The following is a 17,718-nucleotide window of genomic DNA, read 5'->3' on the forward strand; positions in this document are numbered from 1 at the left end:
CAAGGAAAGGAGGGGCAGGCAGCTGATGGCAAAAAAACAGATTCTCGGACTTATCATCGCCTTATTAGGCGTCAGCATGTTTTTGCGTATTATCGGCATCGGCGACTTCTTGTTTTGGCCGCTCTTTTTTCTGATCACAGGCTATATTTTTAATAAATATTCCCGCGGCTGGCTCGGCTCCGTCCTGTATATCTTCGCCGCTTTTTTATTTTTGAGGAACCTGTTCAGCGCCACCTTTAACCTGTTCGGCTATGCCTTCGCCGCCTTTCTCATATACGCGGGCTACAGGCTCCTGAAAGGAAAGCGCGTGTATGAACATAAAGAGAAGAAAATCAATCTTGAAAAAGAAGAGCAGCCAAAGCCTTCCGCCCAGACGGAAAGCAGACAGCCGGACCTCCGCAGCTTTTTTATCGGCGAGCTCCGGATGATGAAGGACCCGTTTGAGCTGAATGATTTAAATGTTTCCGGATTCATCGGCGATGTGAAAATTGATTTGTCAAAAGCGATGATTCCCGAAGGAGAAAGCACGATGACCATCAGCGGTGTCATCGGCAATGTCGATGTGTACGTCCCGCCGGATATCGAAGTGTCCGTCAGTTCATCGGCTTTTATCGGCGATATGAACCTGCTCGGCTCTAAGAAAAGCGGCATGAGCCCGAATCTTTATAAAGTATCGTCTGAGTACGGCGACTCGCCGCGGCGGATTAAAATTTCAATTTCGTTATTCATCGGCGATGTGGATGTGAAGTATTTATGAGGAAAAAATTACTCGCCAATATTCAGTGGCGCGCCATGCGGATGACCGCGGGGCTCAGTCTGCTCCTTTGCGCGGTGTTTATTACGCTGATGCTGCTGTATTACGGGCTTGACCCGATGCTGCTGTTTTCTTCCGGCTGGTTCGGTATTCCGTTTGTGGTCATCCTGCTTCTGGCGTCACTTTCGGCCGGATTGATTTCCGGTTATGTATACGGAGGCCGCCTGAAAACAAGAATGGATACACTGATTGAAGCGGTTTTGAAATTTGAAAACGGCAATTTCGCTTATCGGGTGCCGCCGCTCGGCGATGATGAAATCGGTCTGGCGGCAGATCAGCTCAACGAAATGGCCAAGCGGGTCGAGCTCCAAGTCACATCGCTGCAAAAGCTCTCCAACGAGCGGGCGGAATGGCAGGATCAAATGAAAAAATCGGTCATCACTGAAGAACGCCAGCGGCTGGCGCGCGATCTGCACGATGCCGTCAGCCAGCAGCTCTTTGCCATTTCTATGATGACATCCGCCGTCTTAGAGCAGGTGAAAGATGCGGATGACAAAATCGTCAAACGGATTCGCATGGTTGAACATATGGCGGGGGAAGCGCAAAACGAGATGAGAGCGCTGCTATTGCATCTGCGGCCCGTCACTTTAGAAGGAAAAGGCTTAAAAGAAGGGCTGATTGAGCTGTTAAAAGAGTTCAAAGCGAAGCAGCCGCTGGATATTGAGTGGGACATCAGCGATACGGGTGTGTCAAAAGGCGTTGAAGACCATCTGTTCCGCATCGTGCAGGAGGCGCTTTCCAACGTTTTCAGACATTCAAAGGCGACCAAGGTCACCGTCAGACTCGGCGCGAAACATCAAAAGCTGCAGCTTAAAGTCATTGATAACGGGGCGGGTTTTACAATGGATCAAGTGAAAGCATCCTCATACGGCCTGCATTCCATCAAGGAAAGAGCGAGTGAAATCGGCGGCATAGCGGAAATTATCTCCGTAAAGGGAAAAGGCACGCAGATCGACGTGAAAGTCCCGATTTATCAGAAAACAAAAGGAGAGAACGACAGTGATTCGAGTGTTACTGATTGATGATCATGAGATGGTCAGGATGGGTCTGGCCGCATTTTTAGAAGCACAGCCGGACATTGAAGTCGCCGGTGAAGCATCAGACGGGCAGCAGGGCGTCGATCTGGCCGCAGAGCTTTTGCCGGATGTGATTTTAATGGACCTTGTCATGGACGGCATGGACGGCATCGAAGCGACAAAACAGATCTGCGCGAAACTCAATGACCCGAAAATCATCGTGCTGACGAGCTTTATTGATGACGACAAAGTGTATCCGGTGATCGAAGCGGGAGCGCTCAGCTATTTGCTGAAAACGTCCAAGGCGGCAGAAATAGCCGAAGCCATCAGAGCGGCTGCCAAGGGTGAACCGAAGCTTGAATCGAAAGTGGCGGGAAAAGTGCTGTCAAGGCTGCGCCATTCAGAGAATCAGCTTCCGCATGAAACGCTGACGAAAAGAGAACTGGAAATCCTCTGTCTCGTCGCGGAAGGCAAGACGAATAAAGAGATTGGTGAAGAGCTCTTCATTACGATTAAAACGGTAAAAACCCACATTACGAATATATTGTCAAAGCTTGATGTCAGTGACCGCACGCAGGCAGCCGTATATGCCCACCGCAATCATCTCGTGACATAAGAAAAGGAGAGCGGCGCCGGCACACTCTCCCGAGGGACGGGGTCATTGGGACATTCCCTTTGTTCCGAAATCCCTGATGGCGACTTTGACTTTATATTCAATATCCGATTCACTGAAATGATGATCCCAGTCAGAGGATATCTTTTTCCATTTATCGGGATAATGTATCCGGACTTGATCGCCTAACCCGGTAATATCCACTTTCAACTCATGCTGCATGTAATCAATGAATGCCATGACATCTGAATGAATGCTGCGTTTTACCGCGTTTTTGATTTCAATTATATAGGACTCCTTGAAAGAATCTTCTTTCGGATTCCAATCCTCAGACAGACGGCCTTCAACAAACCGGGTGACGATAAACTTGAATTTTCCATTTTTATATTGTGTTTTTACATCATATTTGCTGGAAAATACCTCGAAGGATAAATAATAATTGTCATGCTTTGCAAACGTGACGCCTCCCTTTACCGTGCCTGTGAACAGGTTCATATTCTGGACTTGTAAAGGCGTTAAATTCGCATACCAGAATTTATTTTTAATAATGGTAGCGCCCCAGATTTCCAGTCTGCTGCCCACTTTGCGCACTTGAGGAAGGGCAAAGGTCTCGCCTTTGGCGATTTTCTCTGATATTTCCCCCAATGTCACGGGCTCCATCATCCGGATGGTGACCGCATTGTTCTCCGTTAAGTCATAGATCGTATTTGACGCAGGCTCTCCCTGGTCACTGATATTGAAAATATCTTTCGTTTTATCCGGCACCGTCATCACATTGCAGCTTCTTCTCGTACCGTTGTCCCTGATAAACTGGTTCATCAATGCGTCAAGCGGGATGTGATCCTTTAACAGCGCTTCGGAAAACAGCATGATACGCAAGTGCTGGGAGAAGGCGGGGTGATTTTTTAACGATGCCGTTCGTAATGCTTGATGGACGGTTTCCCCTGGAGTGGAAGTCACCTTTGTCGTGTCACCTGACGACGACTGCTGGGCACTTGCTTTTTGCGGAACCAGAATCTGCTGTGTCACTTCCACATTTTCTTCCGCAGGTTTATCGAGCCCGACTCCGATAACGAGGCTCAAGTCTTCTAAATTGCGGCTGTCCCAGCACCCGGCCAAAAGCAATGTGCAAAATATGATTACGATGTATTTCTTCATTGCGCTTTTTTCACCTTCCTTTTCACAGCGACGACTGCAAATATCAGTAAAGGCAGCAAAAAGAAAACCAAGAAGATATAGCCGAGAATATCACTGAACAGCATCAGCTTGTTCGCATCCTTTGGCATCAATGACCCCAAGAATGTCGCAATCCCGACGAAGATGACGCCCTTTTTCTGCTTCAGCCCGAAAATTTTATGAAGGCCTGATGTCGCGAAATATCCGTATGATACATAGGTGGCGAAAAATTGGATAATCCAGACAACAAGCAAAAAGGACTCGAACCTTTCAATAAAAAGCCCTTTGATTTCAAATGATTGAAAGAGCGCGATCGTAGGCCAGATCATTGTTTTGACATCCTGGGTGGTTAAGGCGCCGACGACGAGCACGTAGGTAATAATGTATAAAATAATCGGGATGCCAAAGCCCATGGCCGACATGCCGAACGTGTGCTTTTTATTTTTGAGGTACTCGGGGAGAAACAGCATAATCTCAATCCCCAAAAAGGAAACAGAAACGACGGTCAAGGAGGCCATAACGGGAGAAAACCCCTGTCCGAGCACCGGCCGCAGGTTGTCGATATCAAATATTTTAAAGCTGAAGGAAAACACCACCAGCAAAATAATAATCGTAATCGTTAAATAGAAAGGAAAGAGCCTGCCGATATCGCTCATGCCGCCGATAATTAAATAAACGGAACAGGCGATAAAGATAAACAGCGTGACCGGCACGGGCGTTCTTTCCAATAAAAAGAACTTGACCATTTCCGCCATCGCCCGGGCTTCGAAGCTGGCGACTCCTATAAAATAGAGACAGATCATCAGATTGACGATATTTCCCGCCCATTTGCCGAGTCCTTCATTCATATAATCAAATAATGATCCGTACTGATGCTTTTTCATAATGAGCGTATTGAGATAAATCAAAAAGATAAAGATGACGCCTTCCAGACATAACGCGATCCAGCCGTCCGGCGAATTTGCCCTGGATGACAGCGCCCGCGGCATGGTGAGAAGCCCCGCGCCGAGCATCGTGTTTGCAATCAATGCTGTCCCTTGATAGCTTGTAAGCTTATTGTGAGTTGTTTTCTGGCTCATTTATGTTTTTCGCCTCTTTTGGTTGATTTTTAATAGGGAGACGGAGAATAGAGTCGTTTGCGTTTTTTAAGCTGAAAAATCCATTCGGCGAGAAATACGGAGAACCGAAGCTTCGCTGTCTCGATAAATGAGTGTAGATCGCCAGCATAAATAAAATCATGCCGTACAGCCCGAAAGCTGCCGCGGTAAACATCGAAATGAAACGGAGCACACGGAACGACAGACCCATCCCGTACTGCGGCACCGTAAATGAAGCGAGCGCGACAATGCTGACCACGATGACCATGATGGAGCTGACAATATTCGCTTCAACGGCCGCCTGGCCGATGACGACTCCGCCCACCAATCCGATCGTCTGGCCGAGCGGGCTGGGAAGCCTCAAGCCCGCTTCTCTCAGCAGCTCAATTGTAATTTCCATTACCATCGCTTCAATGATAGGCGGGAAGGGAACGTTTTCTCTGTTCGCCGCGATGGTGACTGCAAGCGACGTCGGCAGCAGCCCTTGGTGAAACGAAACGAGGGCGATATAAATGGACGAGAAAAACAGCGTGATAAAAATAGACGTAAACCTGAGCGCCCGGATGAGTGAGGCGGAAATCCACCGTTCATAATAATCATCGGGAGACTGCATTAAAATTCCTAAAGAAGCCGGAACCACCAGCGCAAACGGCGAGTTGTCGACAAGGATGGCGACGCGGCCGTTGAACAAGGCGGAAGAGACTTTATCAGGCCGTTCCGTATTTTGTATTTGCGGAAAGGGCGAATACTTATTATCCTCAATAAGCTCCTCAAGCGTTCCGGAATCCTGGATGTCGTCCATCTTCACTTCGCTGAGGCGCTTTACAACATCGCTGACGACAGACGGGTCCGCCTTATCATCTATGTACATGACCGTGGCGTATTTTAACTTGTTTTCTCCGATCGGAACCTTTTTCGTTTTCAGCTTCGGATGGTTCGTGCGCTGCCTGATCATGGCGATGTTTGTATCAGAATCTTCTATGAAGGCGATTTTCGGACCTCTTACGACCTTTTCGGATGTGGGTTCATTCACGCTTCTTTTTTCTCTTTTTCCCGTGGACAAAATGTATACGCTGTCAAGTCCGTTAATAAACACGGCGCATTTTCCCCGCAGAATGGAGATGACGGCTTCCTTCGACGTAAAGACGGGACGGGCGTCGATCTTATCAAGACGTTTCGTCACCGTATCCAGCGTCAGAGTGTCTTCCTCACGAAGCAGCGTTTCAATCGCTTCTTTTATTTTGTCTTCGTCGTTCATTTCACTCAGATACATATAATAAAAAACAAGCCCGTTCGGAAGCATCTTTTTATTTTGAACCAGGTCATCATTCTGCTCTACGTGGGGAAGCACCAGTGCCAGATTAACGTGTATGTATTCCTTGAATTCCGATTGCGCCATGGACAGTCACCCGCCTTCCAATCCTTAATTGAGGTTATCTTTTCCTGTTAAAAAAATGATATACTATGATAAAGTATTTAATGGTACAAGTTTTTTTATGAAAGCGGAGGAGAGATGTGGCACAAGTCAGACTGGCAGGGAATGCCGAAGAAATTGAACAGCTCATCAAATCATTTGAAGCGCATTACGAAGTGGCTTACACGTCGAAAGAATACCGTAAAACAAATCCGAAGTATAAATACTCTAAGGATTCGCGCGTCTATCTTGAGCTGAAATTAAAAACGGCCAAGGCCGAAAAATAAAAAGGGTTTCATCTGTTACTGGCGAATAATACTCAGGGTGAAGCAACTGTTATGGAGGGATACATAAATGGACTACAGAATTGAAAAAGACACCATGGGAGAAGTTAAAGTTCCGGCAGATAAATTTTGGGGCGCTCAGACACAGCGCAGCAAGGAGAACTTCAAAATCGGTTCAGAAAAAATGCCTCAGCGTGTTGTGAAGGCGTTTGCAATATTGAAAAGAAGCACAGCGATCGCCAACGAACGCCTCGGCAACTTAGAGTCTGAAAAAGCACAGGCGATTGCCGCTGTATGTGACGATGTTTTAAACGGCAAATACGACGATAACTTTCCGCTCGTTGTCTGGCAGACGGGAAGCGGCACGCAAAGCAACATGAACATGAATGAAGTGGTGGCCAACCGCGCGACTGCTTTATTGAAAGAAAAAAATTCCGAGCTGAAGATTCATCCGAATGATGACGTCAACCGCAGCCAAAGCTCAAACGATACATTCCCGACGGCGATGCACGTTGCGGCGGTTCTTGCCGTATATGAGCAGCTCGTTCCTGCGCTTGATCAGCTGCGTGCGACGCTTGATGAAAAAGCGAAAGCTTATCAGGATATTGTGAAAATCGGACGCACGCATTTGCAGGACGCCACTCCGCTGACGCTCGGACAGGAAATCAGCGGCTGGGTATACATGCTTGACCGTTCGAAAGAAATGATTCTTGAGTCAACGGAAAAAATCCGCGCGCTTGCCATCGGAGGCACGGCAGTCGGCACGGGAATCAACGCCCATCCGCAGTTCGGTGAATACGTCGCGGAAGAAATCACAAAAGTAACGGGGCAGACATTCAAAAGTTCGCCTAACAAATTCCACGCGCTCACAAGCCATGATGAAATCACTCACGTTCACGGCGCGTTAAAAGCATTGGCTGCCGACCTGATGAAGATTGCCAACGATGTCAGATGGCTGGCTAGCGGCCCGCGCTGCGGAATCGGCGAAATCGTCATTCCTGAAAATGAGCCGGGAAGCTCTATCATGCCGGGCAAAGTCAACCCGACGCAAAGTGAGGCGCTGACAATGATCGCCGCGCAAGTGATGGGAAATGACGCGACAATCGGATTTGCGGCCAGCCAAGGAAACTTTGAGCTGAATGTCTTCAAACCGGTTATTATTTATAACTTCCTGCAGACCGTGCAGCTGCTCAGTGACGGAATGAATTCCTTCCATGACAAATGCGCTGTCGGTATTGAGCCGAACCAAGAGACGATTCAGGAAAATCTCTCTAACTCATTAATGCTTGTTACGGCGCTTAACCCGCACATCGGTTATGAAAACGCCGCGAAAATCGCCAAGCTTGCCCACAAAGAAGGCCTGACACTGAAAGAAGCGGCATTACAGCTGAACCTTCTGACAGAAGAACAATTTAATGAAATGGTGCGTCCGGAAGATATGGTGCACCCGAAAGCATAAAAAGAAAGAACGGCTGCAGTCATTGCGGCCGTTCTTCTAAATAAACTGCTGTTTCAGTAAAAATCTGAGCTGTTCTGCATCTTCAGCCAGCAGGTCGGATTCCTTCAAATTCAAAATCATTCCTTTGATGATTGCCGGTTTCGGCGACTTTTTCTTCATTTCCGCTTCCAGAATATCCAAGCTCTCGGTGAATTCAGATGCTTGCGCCTTGTCCATCGTGCCGATGCGCGTGCGGAGGGTCTGCAAGATCGATTGACTTAAAGGATCGGGCTGCCCGTTATGAAGGGGCCCAAACAGTGAGCTTGCCTCATCAAGAGAAATAAATGCTTCATCATGTCTGTCCGCCATTCCGTTTACGATGTCATCAATTCTGTGAATCACGGTATTTGCCAGAAGCGAAGGCTGTACGGACCGGCCGGTCAGAATCAGATACTCAAGATACATCTGACTGATTCCTTCTATTAAAAAACAAAGCTCGGCTGTGTAGGGTTCAGCTTTTTCTCCGTAAATAGCAAGAAGACTGTCGATATGAAACTGCAGGATCGACCGGCGGATTCTCTTTCCGCACTGCGCCGCTTCTTCGGTATAAGGAAGTGAACCGTCTTTCATCTGCACGGTAATAAAATCCTGATGGGCGAGAATCGATTCGTAAAATACCGCAAGCTGTTTTTGGTAAGCGGCTCTCGGACTGTCACCCTCCGTTTGGATCGTCGTGATTCGGGTAAACGTTTTATCATAGTAGTAATTCAGCATGGATAGGAGCAGTGCTTCTTTGGAAGGAAAGTAAAGATAAAAAGCGCCTTTTGAGATTTTGCATTCATCAGCGATTTCCTGAACCGATGTAGATTTGTACCCTTTTCGGGCAAACAGTTTGATTGCTGCTTCAATGATCAGCTTTTCTTTTTCCTTCAATGGTTCCACCCTTTCGGAGCCAGGAGGCTGGCTTGTGCTTCTCATGTATGACTATATGGTCATATTGATATTCCGTAAATTTAACCTGATTGTAACTTGTTTTTTTGTTTTGTTTTATTTATATTATAAAGTGAGCTGACCGAATGGTCAAAGTTCTGGCGAAAGGGTGAATCTGAAAATGAAAGAATTAGATGAAATGATCAGCCGCTTGCGAAACAGAGGAATTAAAGTCGAAAAGGTGAAATATCCGAAAAAGACAATTTGTGAAAAGAAATGGGTTCATCAATGCCAAAAACCGCTGAAAGCAAACTACAGAGATTTTAACGGCTATTCCTTCACATAAAAAAAGACTGCAATGAAACACTACAGTCTACTTTGGTATGATAATTCGGTAGATTACACCCGATTGGTCATTTTCAATTGAAATTGATGCTTTATGCAGGGTTAAAATCCGTTTTACGATGCTGAGGCCTATGCCGAACTCGCCTTTCTTCCCTTTATTAAAAGGCTCGTACAAGCTGGATAGCATCTCATCCTCAATCGGAGGCCCGTCATTTTTAACCGTCATGACAATCTGCTGCTGATTTTGGCTGATCCGAATGTGAATCGCCGTTTCTGCATAGCGGATTTGATTTTCGAGAATGTTTTCAAGAAGTTTGCTCCATTGTTCCGGATCACCGGGCATCATTAATGCATCTTCTGTATCAACGCTCCACAATAATTCCTTCCGGGCCCATTTGAGCCGTTCAATGACTTCTTCCGTGACCTTCACAATGTCAAATGTCTCATGGTGCACCCGCTGCTTCATTAAATAATCAAGCTTCGTTAAATATAATAAATCCTTAATTTTCTTCTCAAGTTTTTCTGCTTCGCCTTCAATGACATCAATTGTGGTTTCCAGATCCCCCTTAGGAAAAATCCCGTCCTTTATTGATTGAGTATAGCCCCTTATCACCATGACAGGCGTTTTTAAATCATGAGAGATATTTTGCAGGAGCGTTCTTTCCGTTTCATCCTTTTGCACCAGCTTGCTCCGCATGTCTTCAATGGTATGGCCTAATTTTCCGATTTCGTCTTTTCTGTCGACGATGACCGGATCATCCCAGTCCTGTTCGGAAATCCGTTTGACATGCTTCTCTAAGGAAACGAGCGGGCGCGAGAGATATTTGGCAAGCCAAATCGCCGGAATCCAGCTTAACAAAATCACGCCGGCAATGATAAAGAGAAGCTGCTTGAACAGGGTGAATGCCAGATCATCACGATAAGAATCAAGGGCGTAAGACAGCATCATCGCATCCTGGCCGTTAATGGTGAGGCCTTTTTTAATGACGAAAAATACTTTTTCACCGCTGATGTCCGCGCTGTATCGTTTCGTGACGCTGTGCTGGCGGCCCGCGAGCTTGTACACCTTATGGATAAAGGAAGAAGAAAAGTAGTTCAAGTCTTTGTCACTGGCCGATTCCTCCCGTTCCGGCAGAAGAACGTGCTGAACGGATCGGAAAGTCGTCGGAGCGGTCGCATCCTCGCTGTAATATCCCCGCTCGATCGATCCAGGCAGCCGGTACTCCGTCAGTACATGCTGTTCATTTTCAATGGTCGTATACGTTTCATCCGTGAAAAAATGACGCAGCGTATTTGAGAACAGCACGAGAAGCAGAATCGAAATGGCTAAGAGGATGCCTGAGATGACCACCCATATTTGAAAAGCAAGCGGCTTATTTTTCATGACGTCATCATCCTGTAGCCGAATCCGTAAATGGTCTCAACCTTTAACCCGGGCATTTTTTTTCTCAGCCTCCGCACAAGGTCATCGACCACCCGGTCAGTGCCGAAATAATCATGGCCCCATATTTTCAGCAGGATATCTTCTCTGGAAAAGGGGTGTCCTTTATGGTGAAGAAATAAAAGCAGCAGATCAAATTCCTTAGACGTCAAATTGACCAGGCTGCCGGTTTCATCATAAACCTCTCGGGCATCTTCGATCACATTGTAGGAAGAAACGGTGATGCCGGTTTTCTTTTCGGCGGGCTGTTCTTTATACACGAGCTCGAGCAGTTTCTGGACCCGAATAATAAGCTCTCTCGGCAAAAAAGGCTTGGCGATATAATCATTGCTTCCAAGCTCTAACCCGAGGACTCTGTCAATATCGGCATCCCGCGCGGAAATGAAAATGACCGGCACATCGGGATCTTTTTCTTTTATTTCTTTTATCAATGTATAGCCGTCCGTATCCGGAAGCATGATGTCAAGAATCCACAAGTGGGGAGACGGCTGCATCTGCTTTCTGGCATCTTCGCCTTTTGTGAAAGATGTAATGTTCCAGCCTTCATTCTCTAAATATTTTGTGAGCAGTTCATTCAGGTTATCCTCATCTTCAACTAGATAAATGGTGTATGACAAGGCATTTCACATCCTTTCAACGTCATTATACTAGTTTTAACATACTCAAGCCGCATTTTCATAATTTCACATATTCTTTTCATTTTTATCCCACAATGTTTGTTTATGATGTGTATAAGGGAAGAAAGGAAGAAAAAAAGCGGGGAAGATAACATGTTCAAACACATTTTGTTTTGGAGCTTTGCTTTTCTCCTTATTATTGGGACAATAGAACTTGTACATGCGATGAATATGTAATCGATAGAATGAAAAATGCTGAAGGAGTGTGCGTGAATATGAACGATCATCGAGATGACGGCAGAAGCCGCGATCAGTCAGATCTTTCACATACGGAACAAAACAGAAATGAACAGCAGCAGATCAGCCATCAGGAGCCCGAGCTGCTTGAAGGGCCCGTCTCGAAAGAAGCGGAAAACGAGACGGCTGCCGGTACGGAATTTGAAAAAACGGCTGCCGTGAAAAAAGGAAAAAAACGGAGAGCCGCTTGGCTGAGCCCGATTTTAGGCGGCATTATCGGCGGCGGCCTCGTGCTTGGCATCGTGCCGAACCTGCCGGGTGAGCAGCATAAGACAGAAGCCGTTTCTGATACGAAACAAGTTCAGTCTTCGAATTTTACGTCAACGCCGTTGAAAAATACCTCAAGCGTAGCGGATATGGTAGAAGAGTTGGAGCCTGCGATTGTCGGAGTGTCCAACTACCAAGCTTCGCAAAGCAGCCAGTTCGGACTTGACGGCGGTTCAAGCTCTGAAACGGAAAGCGGCACGGGGTCAGGCGTCATCTTCAAAAAAGACGGCGAAAAAGCGTACATCATTACAAACAATCATGTCGTAGAAGGGGCGAACAAACTGTCGGTCACTCTTTACAATGGGAAAACCCAAACGGCAAAGCTTGTCGGAAAGGATGCCATCAGTGACTTGGCTGTATTGGAAATCAGCTCGTCCAATGTCAAAAAAGCCGCCAGCTTCGGGGATTCCTCCAAGCTCCGCATTGCCGATAAAGTGATTGCCATCGGCAACCCGCTCGGCCAGCAGTTTTCCGGCACCGTCACACAAGGTGTCATCAGCGGGCTGAACAGAACGGTGGACGCCGATACATCCCAAGGCACGGTGGAAATGAACGTGATTCAGACGGATGCGGCGATTAACCCCGGAAACAGCGGCGGCCCGTTAATCAACTCAAGCGGCCAGGTCATCGGGATCAACAGCATGAAAGTCAGTGAAAACGGCGTGGAGTCACTGGGCTTTGCCATTCCGAGCAATGATGTAGAACCGATAGTCGACCAGCTGCTTGCAAAAGGAAAAGTCGAGCGCCCATTTTTAGGTGTGCAGATGATTGACATGGCGCAAGTGCCGGAAACCTATCAGGAAAACACGCTCGGACTGTTCGGCGACCAGCTGTCTAAGGGTGTTTATGTAAAAGAAGTGCAATCCGGCTCACCGGCTGCGAAAGCGGGCATCAAATCAAATGACGTCATTGTACAATTGAACGGCAAAGATGTCGACAGCAGCGCCGATATCAGACAGATCTTATATAACCAGTTGAAAATCGGCGATAAAACGACTGTTCAAGTGCTCAGAAGCGGAAGCAAAAAGACGCTGAACGTCACATTAACGAAACAAACTGAAAGCGCAAGCTGAACGCATAAAAAAAGCTGAACCTTCAACTGAGGTTCAGCTTTTTTCTTCATTCTCCCAAGTAGGCTGACAGCATCCACACATGCTTGTCCGCTTCTTCAACTAATCCGACAAACAGGTCGGCAGTTGACGGGTCATTTTGTTCCTCGGCGATGCCGATGACAAATTTTGATTCGCGGCTGATTTGTTTATAGTCTTGAACCAGTGATTCCACCATTTCAGACGCCGTTTTTTCCTGACCTTCATCCGTAATGGAAGCTTGTTCAAGGTAAGTGTGCAAAGTCGCCGCAGGCTGTCCGCCGATGGCCAGAAGGCGCTCTGCGATGGCGTCCGCCGTTTCCGCCGCTTCGTTATACAGTTCTTCAAATTTTTCATGAAGCGTAAAGAAGTGAGGGCCTTTTACATACCAATGGAAGCGGTGCAGTTTAGAGTAAAGGATAAACCAGTTTGATAATTGTGTGTTCATTGATTTCTCAACAAGAGTTTCAGTTTTTTTCGCGTTTTGTGTATTCATATTCATCGTCCTCCCTGTGATCTGTTAATTTAATTATATCACGTATCAAATAAAAATCAATACTAAATTATAATTATTATAATTTAGTTTAAGTGAACAGCTTTTTCTTTATAATCGATTCCCAAGCGGACCACGGAAAGAGTGAGCGGAAAGCCAATGTCAGCTTAACGCCCCTGCCGATCGGATACCGCAGTTTCTTCAGCCGTTTCCTTTGTGCCAATTGATAAATCAGCTCCGCTACGTCATCAGGATCGCCGCTTTTGGATGCGTTGGCTTTGAAGTAAGCTTCAAGGGGCTGATAAAAGCGATAATAAGGCGAGTCTTTGCCGGGCGCCGTAATATGGCGGGAGAGAGACGTCTCCCAAATAGACGTTTTATAGGAGCCCGGTTCTATTAAAGCGGCATCAATTCTTAAAGGCAGAAGTTCGAGGCGCAGACACTCTGTAAACCCTTCAACCGCGAATTTGGAAGAGACATACGGAGATAGAGCCGGAAAGCCGGTCAGTCCGCTGATACTGCTGATATTGAAGATTTTCGCCCCGCCATGTTTTCGCATATAAGGCAGCACGGTTTTTGTGACATGAATCAGACCGAATACATTTGTTTCATACTGCTGTCTGTAATGTTCCATCAGCACATCTTCAATAAACCCCCCCGTACGCAGTGCCGGCGTTATTGACAAGCAGGTCAATCGATCCGAAACCGCTGATGGTGTTCCCGAAGTCAGACACCGACTGCTCATCTGTCACATCTAAAGAAACGACCGTAACATGTTCGGATGCACCCGCTTGAGCGGCGGCCTCTTTCAGTATTACAGCTTTCTCCGGCTGTCTGGCTGTTGCGATGACGTGATAAGACCGGGCGAGCTTCAGCGCTGTCAGCAGCCCGAATCCGCTCGTCGCGCCGGTTACAATGGCAACTTTTCTGTTCATCTTATAATCCTCCCCGTTTGTTCTTATCCCATAGTGTATAACATCTAGCGGAAAGAAGGAGAAATCGTTCGGAAATATGTCAGAATTGTTTTATAATGGAGTCAGCTTCGGATAGAAAGGGGTAAAGAAAAGATGGCATTAGAGGGATTGAAGGAAACATGGGATTTAAACTCCATTTTTGAGGGCGGGAGCCGGTCGGAAGAGTTTCAGCAATACATACAAGAGCTCAAAAAGCATCTAAGCGCTTTTCAACATGCGGTTGAAGCATTTACAGTTCCGACGCACGCGGATGAAAGCCGGGAGCTGATCAATCTGATTGATAGGTTTGAACGGTCAGCGATCATGATCAGGCAGGCGGGAGCGTTCGTCGGCTGTCTTCAGGCTCAGAACACTCATGATCAGAAAGCGAATGAATGGAGAGCGCGGATCAATCAGCTGAGCAGTGATTTTAAATCCGCTCTGGTGACCCTTGACGATACACTTGCCCGGATTGACGAGCGGGTCTGGGAGGAGCTGCTGCAAAAACCGGAACTTCAGGATCTCACATATGTCTTAAATGAGAGAAGAGACCGGGTCAGAGAGAAGCTCAGCGCTTCAGAAGAAAGGCTGATTGAAGGCCTGGCCGTTGACGGCTACCATGCATGGGGCGACCTGTATAATGCGGCTGTCGGCAGAATGAAGATTCCGTTTGAGGATAAAGAGCTGTCGGTCGGCCAAGCGGAAAATATGATGGCGCACCCGGATCGCCGCATCAGACGTCAAGTGTTCAAAGAGCTTAATGAAGCCTGGAAAGGAGAAGAGGAGCTTTTCGGCAGCACGCTGAACCATCTGGCCGGCTTCCGCACGGAAATCTATAAAGCGCGGGGCTGGAAAAGCGCTTTGGAAGAGCCGCTTGCGATCAATCGGATGAAAAAAGAAACGCTGGATGTCATGTGGCAGGTCATTACCGATCATAAAAAGCCTTTTGCCGAATACCTGAATCGAAAGGCGTCTCTTTTAGGGCTTGAGCGCCTGAATTGGTATGATGTGAATGCGCCGATCGGCGAGGCGCCGAAAAAATACACATATGATGAAGCGGCTAATCTGATCGTCAGCCAATTTTCGACGTTTGGCAAAAAGCTGTCCGCATTTACGGAAAAAGCGTTCCGCGATCGGTGGATAGAAGCGGAAGACCGCAGCGGCAAACGGGTCGGCGGTTTCTGCACCAGCTTTCCCGACAGCGGAGAATCCCGGATTTTTATGACGTTTTCCGGAAGCGCTTCGAACGTATCGACGCTGGCGCATGAGCTCGGTCACGCGTTCCATCAGGAGGCCATGCTCCAAGTGCGGCAGCTGAACAGAGCCTACGCCATGAATGTGGCTGAAACAGCCTCGACCTTTGCGGAAATGATCGTCGCCGACGCCGCTTTGAAACAAGCGGAGACAAAGGATGAAAAGCTGTTCTTGCTTGAAGATAAAATTCAAAGAAGCGTAGCCATGTTTATGAATATTCATGCGAGATTTTTATTTGAAACGCGTTTTTATGAAGAGCGGAAGCAGGGCGTCGTTCCGGCTGATAAATTGAATGAATTGATGGAAGCGGCGCAGAAAGAAGCATTTTGCGATTCATTAGGGGAATACCATCCTCATTTCTGGGCGTCAAAACTGCATTTTCATATTACGGGAGTGCCGTTCTACAATTTTCCGTACACGTTCGGTTATTTATTTTCGCTTGGAATATATGCAAGAGCTCTTCGGGAAAAAGCGGATTTTGAAGAAAAATATATCGCGCTTTTGTGTGACACGGCTTCGATGACCGTTGAGGATTTGGCGATGAAGCACCTTGGAGCGGATCTGACGGAACGGTCGTTTTGGGAAGACGCGGTCCGCCTTGCCGTACAGGATGTGCAGGAATTTTTAGAGCTGACTGAATGATAATCTGGAGATGAACCGGCCGGAGCTGTTACCGCTCCGGTTCTTTTTTGTTCCGTGAATGACAGCCGCCTCCCTTGGAAATACCTAAAAACGATCGGAATGGAATGGGAGTGAATCGCATGAAATGGATCAGAACGGCGGGCGTTTTATGTCTTACGCTGATGCTGATTGCCGGCTGCCGATTGAATGAAGAAAAACGGGAAGCGGAACAAGACAGCACCCCCGTGTCATCCGCGAAGCCGGTTCCTTACAGCAGCTTTTCCCTTCGCGTCAGCTACGGAGCCGGAGAGCATAACCGCTATGAAGGTTTGTATGAAAGAAAAAGCGGTCATGAAAAGGCGGACATCCGGGACAAGCTCTCAGGGGTTCACAAAGAGGGCGAGGAAGCGCTTGATGAAATGAAGATGATCCTCGGAGAACTTGCCGTAAACAGCCGGATGCAGGAAAGCGAGGTCGTCCGGCAGGTGCTCTCGGCTTTTAATTTAGACAGCCGCTATGAACATTTTTATCTGAAACTGAAAAAGAACGACGGAGAAATGACGGAAATAAAAAAATAACCGCTGTCCGCTGCTTTTTTGCCCAAAACTAATTGATAATGATATTCAGAGTCATTAATTTCTGTTACAATATAATCATGATCTCACGTTGAATGTTTAGGCAATTTGTTTATATACATAGTGTTGGGAAACTCAAAAAAGGAGCGGTTAGCGGTATGAGTGCAATTTCTACAGAGACGCTGAGCTTAGGGTACGGAGAGACTGTTATCATTGACGAATTGGATGTCGCGATTCCAAAAGGCGAAATCACTGTATTGATCGGAAGCAACGGCTGCGGAAAATCGACGCTTTTACGTTCATTGGCCCGGCTGATGAAACCGAGAGGCGGTTCTGTGCTGTTAGAAGGAAAAGCCATCGCTAAGCTTCCGACGAAGGAAGTGGCAAGAGAGCTCGCTATTTTGCCGCAGAGTCCGTCAGCTCCCGAAGGCCTGACGGTGCATCAGCTTGTGAAGCAGGGAAGATACCCTTATCAAAGCTGGCTGAAGCAATGGTCCAAAGAGGACGAAGACGCAGTCACAAAAGCGCTAAAATCGACGAAGCTTGAGGAAATGGCCGACCGTCCTGTGGATTCCTTGTCAGGCGGACAGCGCCAGCGTGCATGGATTGCGATGACACTCGCTCAGGATACGGATATCATTCTGCTTGACGAGCCGACAACTTATCTCGACATGACGCATCAAATTGAAATTCTTGATTTGCTGTTTGAATTAAATGAAAAAGAAAAACGCACAATCGTCATGGTGCTGCACGACCTCAATCTGGCATGCCGTTATGCCCATTATCTGGTCGCCATTAAGGATAAACAGATTTACGCAGAGGGCCGTCCCGAAGAAGTCATCACTTGCGAACTTGTACAGCAGGTCTTTGCGATGAACTGCCAGGTAACGCAAGATCCGCTGTTCGGCACGCCGCTTTGCATTCCGCACGGACGCGGCAGATGTATCGTGCAGGAAGCGGCCCTCACCGCCCGATTGTCATAATC

General features: G+C 47.3%; 17 protein-coding genes and 1 pseudogene. 10 read left to right on the plus strand and 8 right to left on the minus strand.

The window, feature by feature from the left end; genetic code table 11:
- Window positions 1-25 precede the first annotated feature (25 nt).
- The 3 genes from liaF to MJQ52_RS15530 are packed head-to-tail and all read left to right on the plus strand — an operon-like array spanning window position 26 to window position 2,446.
- Window positions 26-757 (plus strand): cell wall-active antibiotics response protein LiaF, encoded by a 732-nt coding sequence (gene liaF, locus MJQ52_RS15520; protein WP_003151794.1) that lies wholly within the window; start codon window positions 26-28, stop codon window positions 755-757.
- On the plus strand, window positions 754-1,836 hold the full coding sequence (gene liaS, locus MJQ52_RS15525) for a two-component system sensor histidine kinase LiaS (protein ID WP_003151796.1): 1,083 nt from the start codon (window positions 754-756) through the stop codon (window positions 1,834-1,836). The genes liaF and liaS overlap by 4 nt, the downstream gene beginning before the upstream one ends.
- A complete protein-coding gene (locus MJQ52_RS15530; protein WP_003151798.1) occupies window positions 1,814-2,446 on the plus strand; it encodes a response regulator transcription factor in 633 nt (210 codons plus the stop codon). Before liaS ends, MJQ52_RS15530 begins: the two co-directional genes overlap by 23 nt.
- 42 nt (window positions 2,447-2,488) lie before the next feature.
- Here the strand turns inward: MJQ52_RS15530 and MJQ52_RS15535 are convergent, their stop codons facing one another.
- From MJQ52_RS15535 to MJQ52_RS15545, 3 genes are read right to left on the minus strand one after another with little or no spacing between them, the layout of a single operon-like run.
- On the minus strand, window positions 2,489-3,601 hold the full coding sequence (locus tag MJQ52_RS15535; protein WP_094247511.1) for a Ger(x)C family spore germination protein: 1,113 nt from the start codon (window positions 3,599-3,601) through the stop codon (window positions 2,489-2,491).
- Window positions 3,598-4,698 (minus strand): spore germination protein, encoded by a 1,101-nt coding sequence (locus MJQ52_RS15540; protein ID WP_070082343.1) that lies wholly within the window; start codon window positions 4,696-4,698, stop codon window positions 3,598-3,600. Before MJQ52_RS15540 ends, MJQ52_RS15535 begins: the two co-directional genes overlap by 4 nt.
- Window positions 4,673-6,115 carry a spore germination protein gene (locus MJQ52_RS15545; RefSeq protein ID WP_039253912.1) on the minus strand — a complete coding sequence of 481 codons (1,443 nt, stop codon included), beginning with the start codon at window positions 6,113-6,115 and terminating at the stop codon, window positions 4,673-4,675. Before MJQ52_RS15545 ends, MJQ52_RS15540 begins: the two co-directional genes overlap by 26 nt.
- A 116-nt stretch (window positions 6,116-6,231) precedes the next feature.
- Here MJQ52_RS15545 and MJQ52_RS15550 point away from each other — a divergent pair, with 116 nt between their 5' ends.
- Window positions 6,232-6,417 (plus strand): YvzF family protein, encoded by a 186-nt coding sequence (locus MJQ52_RS15550; protein WP_003151806.1) that lies wholly within the window; start codon window positions 6,232-6,234, stop codon window positions 6,415-6,417.
- A 67-nt stretch (window positions 6,418-6,484) separates the two neighbouring features.
- Window positions 6,485-7,873 carry a class II fumarate hydratase gene (gene fumC, locus MJQ52_RS15555; protein WP_003151808.1) on the plus strand — a complete coding sequence of 463 codons (1,389 nt, stop codon included), beginning with the start codon at window positions 6,485-6,487 and terminating at the stop codon, window positions 7,871-7,873.
- A gap of 36 nt (window positions 7,874-7,909) precedes the next feature.
- On the opposite strand, the gene MJQ52_RS15560 is transcribed toward fumC, so the two are convergent.
- Window positions 7,910-8,785: a TetR/AcrR family transcriptional regulator gene (locus MJQ52_RS15560; RefSeq protein WP_017418948.1), complete on the minus strand. Its 876-nt coding sequence runs from the start codon at window positions 8,783-8,785 to the stop codon at window positions 7,910-7,912.
- Between the two features lie 178 nt (window positions 8,786-8,963).
- Between MJQ52_RS15560 and spxO the strand changes: the two genes are divergently transcribed.
- Window positions 8,964-9,128 (plus strand): anti-adapter protein SpxO, encoded by a 165-nt coding sequence (spxO, locus tag MJQ52_RS15565; protein ID WP_003151811.1) that lies wholly within the window; start codon window positions 8,964-8,966, stop codon window positions 9,126-9,128.
- Window positions 9,129-9,155: 27 nt separating this feature from the next.
- On the opposite strand, the gene MJQ52_RS15570 is transcribed toward spxO, so the two are convergent.
- Window positions 9,156-10,511 carry a sensor histidine kinase gene (locus MJQ52_RS15570; protein WP_265210246.1) on the minus strand — a complete coding sequence of 452 codons (1,356 nt, stop codon included), beginning with the start codon at window positions 10,509-10,511 and terminating at the stop codon, window positions 9,156-9,158.
- Window positions 10,508-11,185 (minus strand): response regulator transcription factor, encoded by a 678-nt coding sequence (locus tag MJQ52_RS15575; protein WP_265210247.1) that lies wholly within the window; start codon window positions 11,183-11,185, stop codon window positions 10,508-10,510. Before MJQ52_RS15575 ends, MJQ52_RS15570 begins: the two co-directional genes overlap by 4 nt.
- Window positions 11,186-11,460: 275 nt before the next feature.
- Between MJQ52_RS15575 and MJQ52_RS15580 the strand changes: the two genes are divergently transcribed.
- Window positions 11,461-12,822 carry a S1C family serine protease gene (locus tag MJQ52_RS15580; protein ID WP_434181836.1) on the plus strand — a complete coding sequence of 454 codons (1,362 nt, stop codon included), beginning with the start codon at window positions 11,461-11,463 and terminating at the stop codon, window positions 12,820-12,822.
- Window positions 12,823-12,868: 46 nt separating this feature from the next.
- Here the strand turns inward: MJQ52_RS15580 and MJQ52_RS15585 are convergent, their stop codons facing one another.
- Window positions 12,869-13,333: a Dps family protein gene (locus tag MJQ52_RS15585; protein WP_007410071.1), complete on the minus strand. Its 465-nt coding sequence runs from the start codon at window positions 13,331-13,333 to the stop codon at window positions 12,869-12,871.
- An 88-nt stretch (window positions 13,334-13,421) separates the two neighbouring features.
- Window positions 13,422-14,265: pseudogene (locus tag MJQ52_RS15590) on the minus strand (oxidoreductase).
- 132 nt (window positions 14,266-14,397) lie between these two features.
- Between MJQ52_RS15590 and MJQ52_RS15595 the strand changes: the two are divergent.
- From MJQ52_RS15595 to MJQ52_RS15605, 3 genes are all read left to right on the plus strand, one after another.
- Window positions 14,398-16,179 (plus strand): M3 family oligoendopeptidase, encoded by a 1,782-nt coding sequence (locus tag MJQ52_RS15595; RefSeq protein ID WP_265210250.1) that lies wholly within the window; start codon window positions 14,398-14,400, stop codon window positions 16,177-16,179.
- Window positions 16,180-16,298: 119 nt separating this feature from the next.
- Window positions 16,299-16,736 (plus strand): YusW family protein, encoded by a 438-nt coding sequence (locus MJQ52_RS15600; protein ID WP_265210251.1) that lies wholly within the window; start codon window positions 16,299-16,301, stop codon window positions 16,734-16,736.
- A gap of 155 nt (window positions 16,737-16,891) precedes the next feature.
- Window positions 16,892-17,716: an ABC transporter ATP-binding protein gene (locus tag MJQ52_RS15605; RefSeq protein ID WP_173612827.1), complete on the plus strand. Its 825-nt coding sequence runs from the start codon at window positions 16,892-16,894 to the stop codon at window positions 17,714-17,716.
- The last annotated feature ends 2 nt before the right edge of the window (window positions 17,717-17,718 follow it).

Origin of the sequence: Bacillus sp. jun7, assembly GCF_051034795.1 — a bacterium.
GTDB lineage: Bacteria > Bacillota > Bacilli > Bacillales > Bacillaceae > Bacillus > Bacillus velezensis.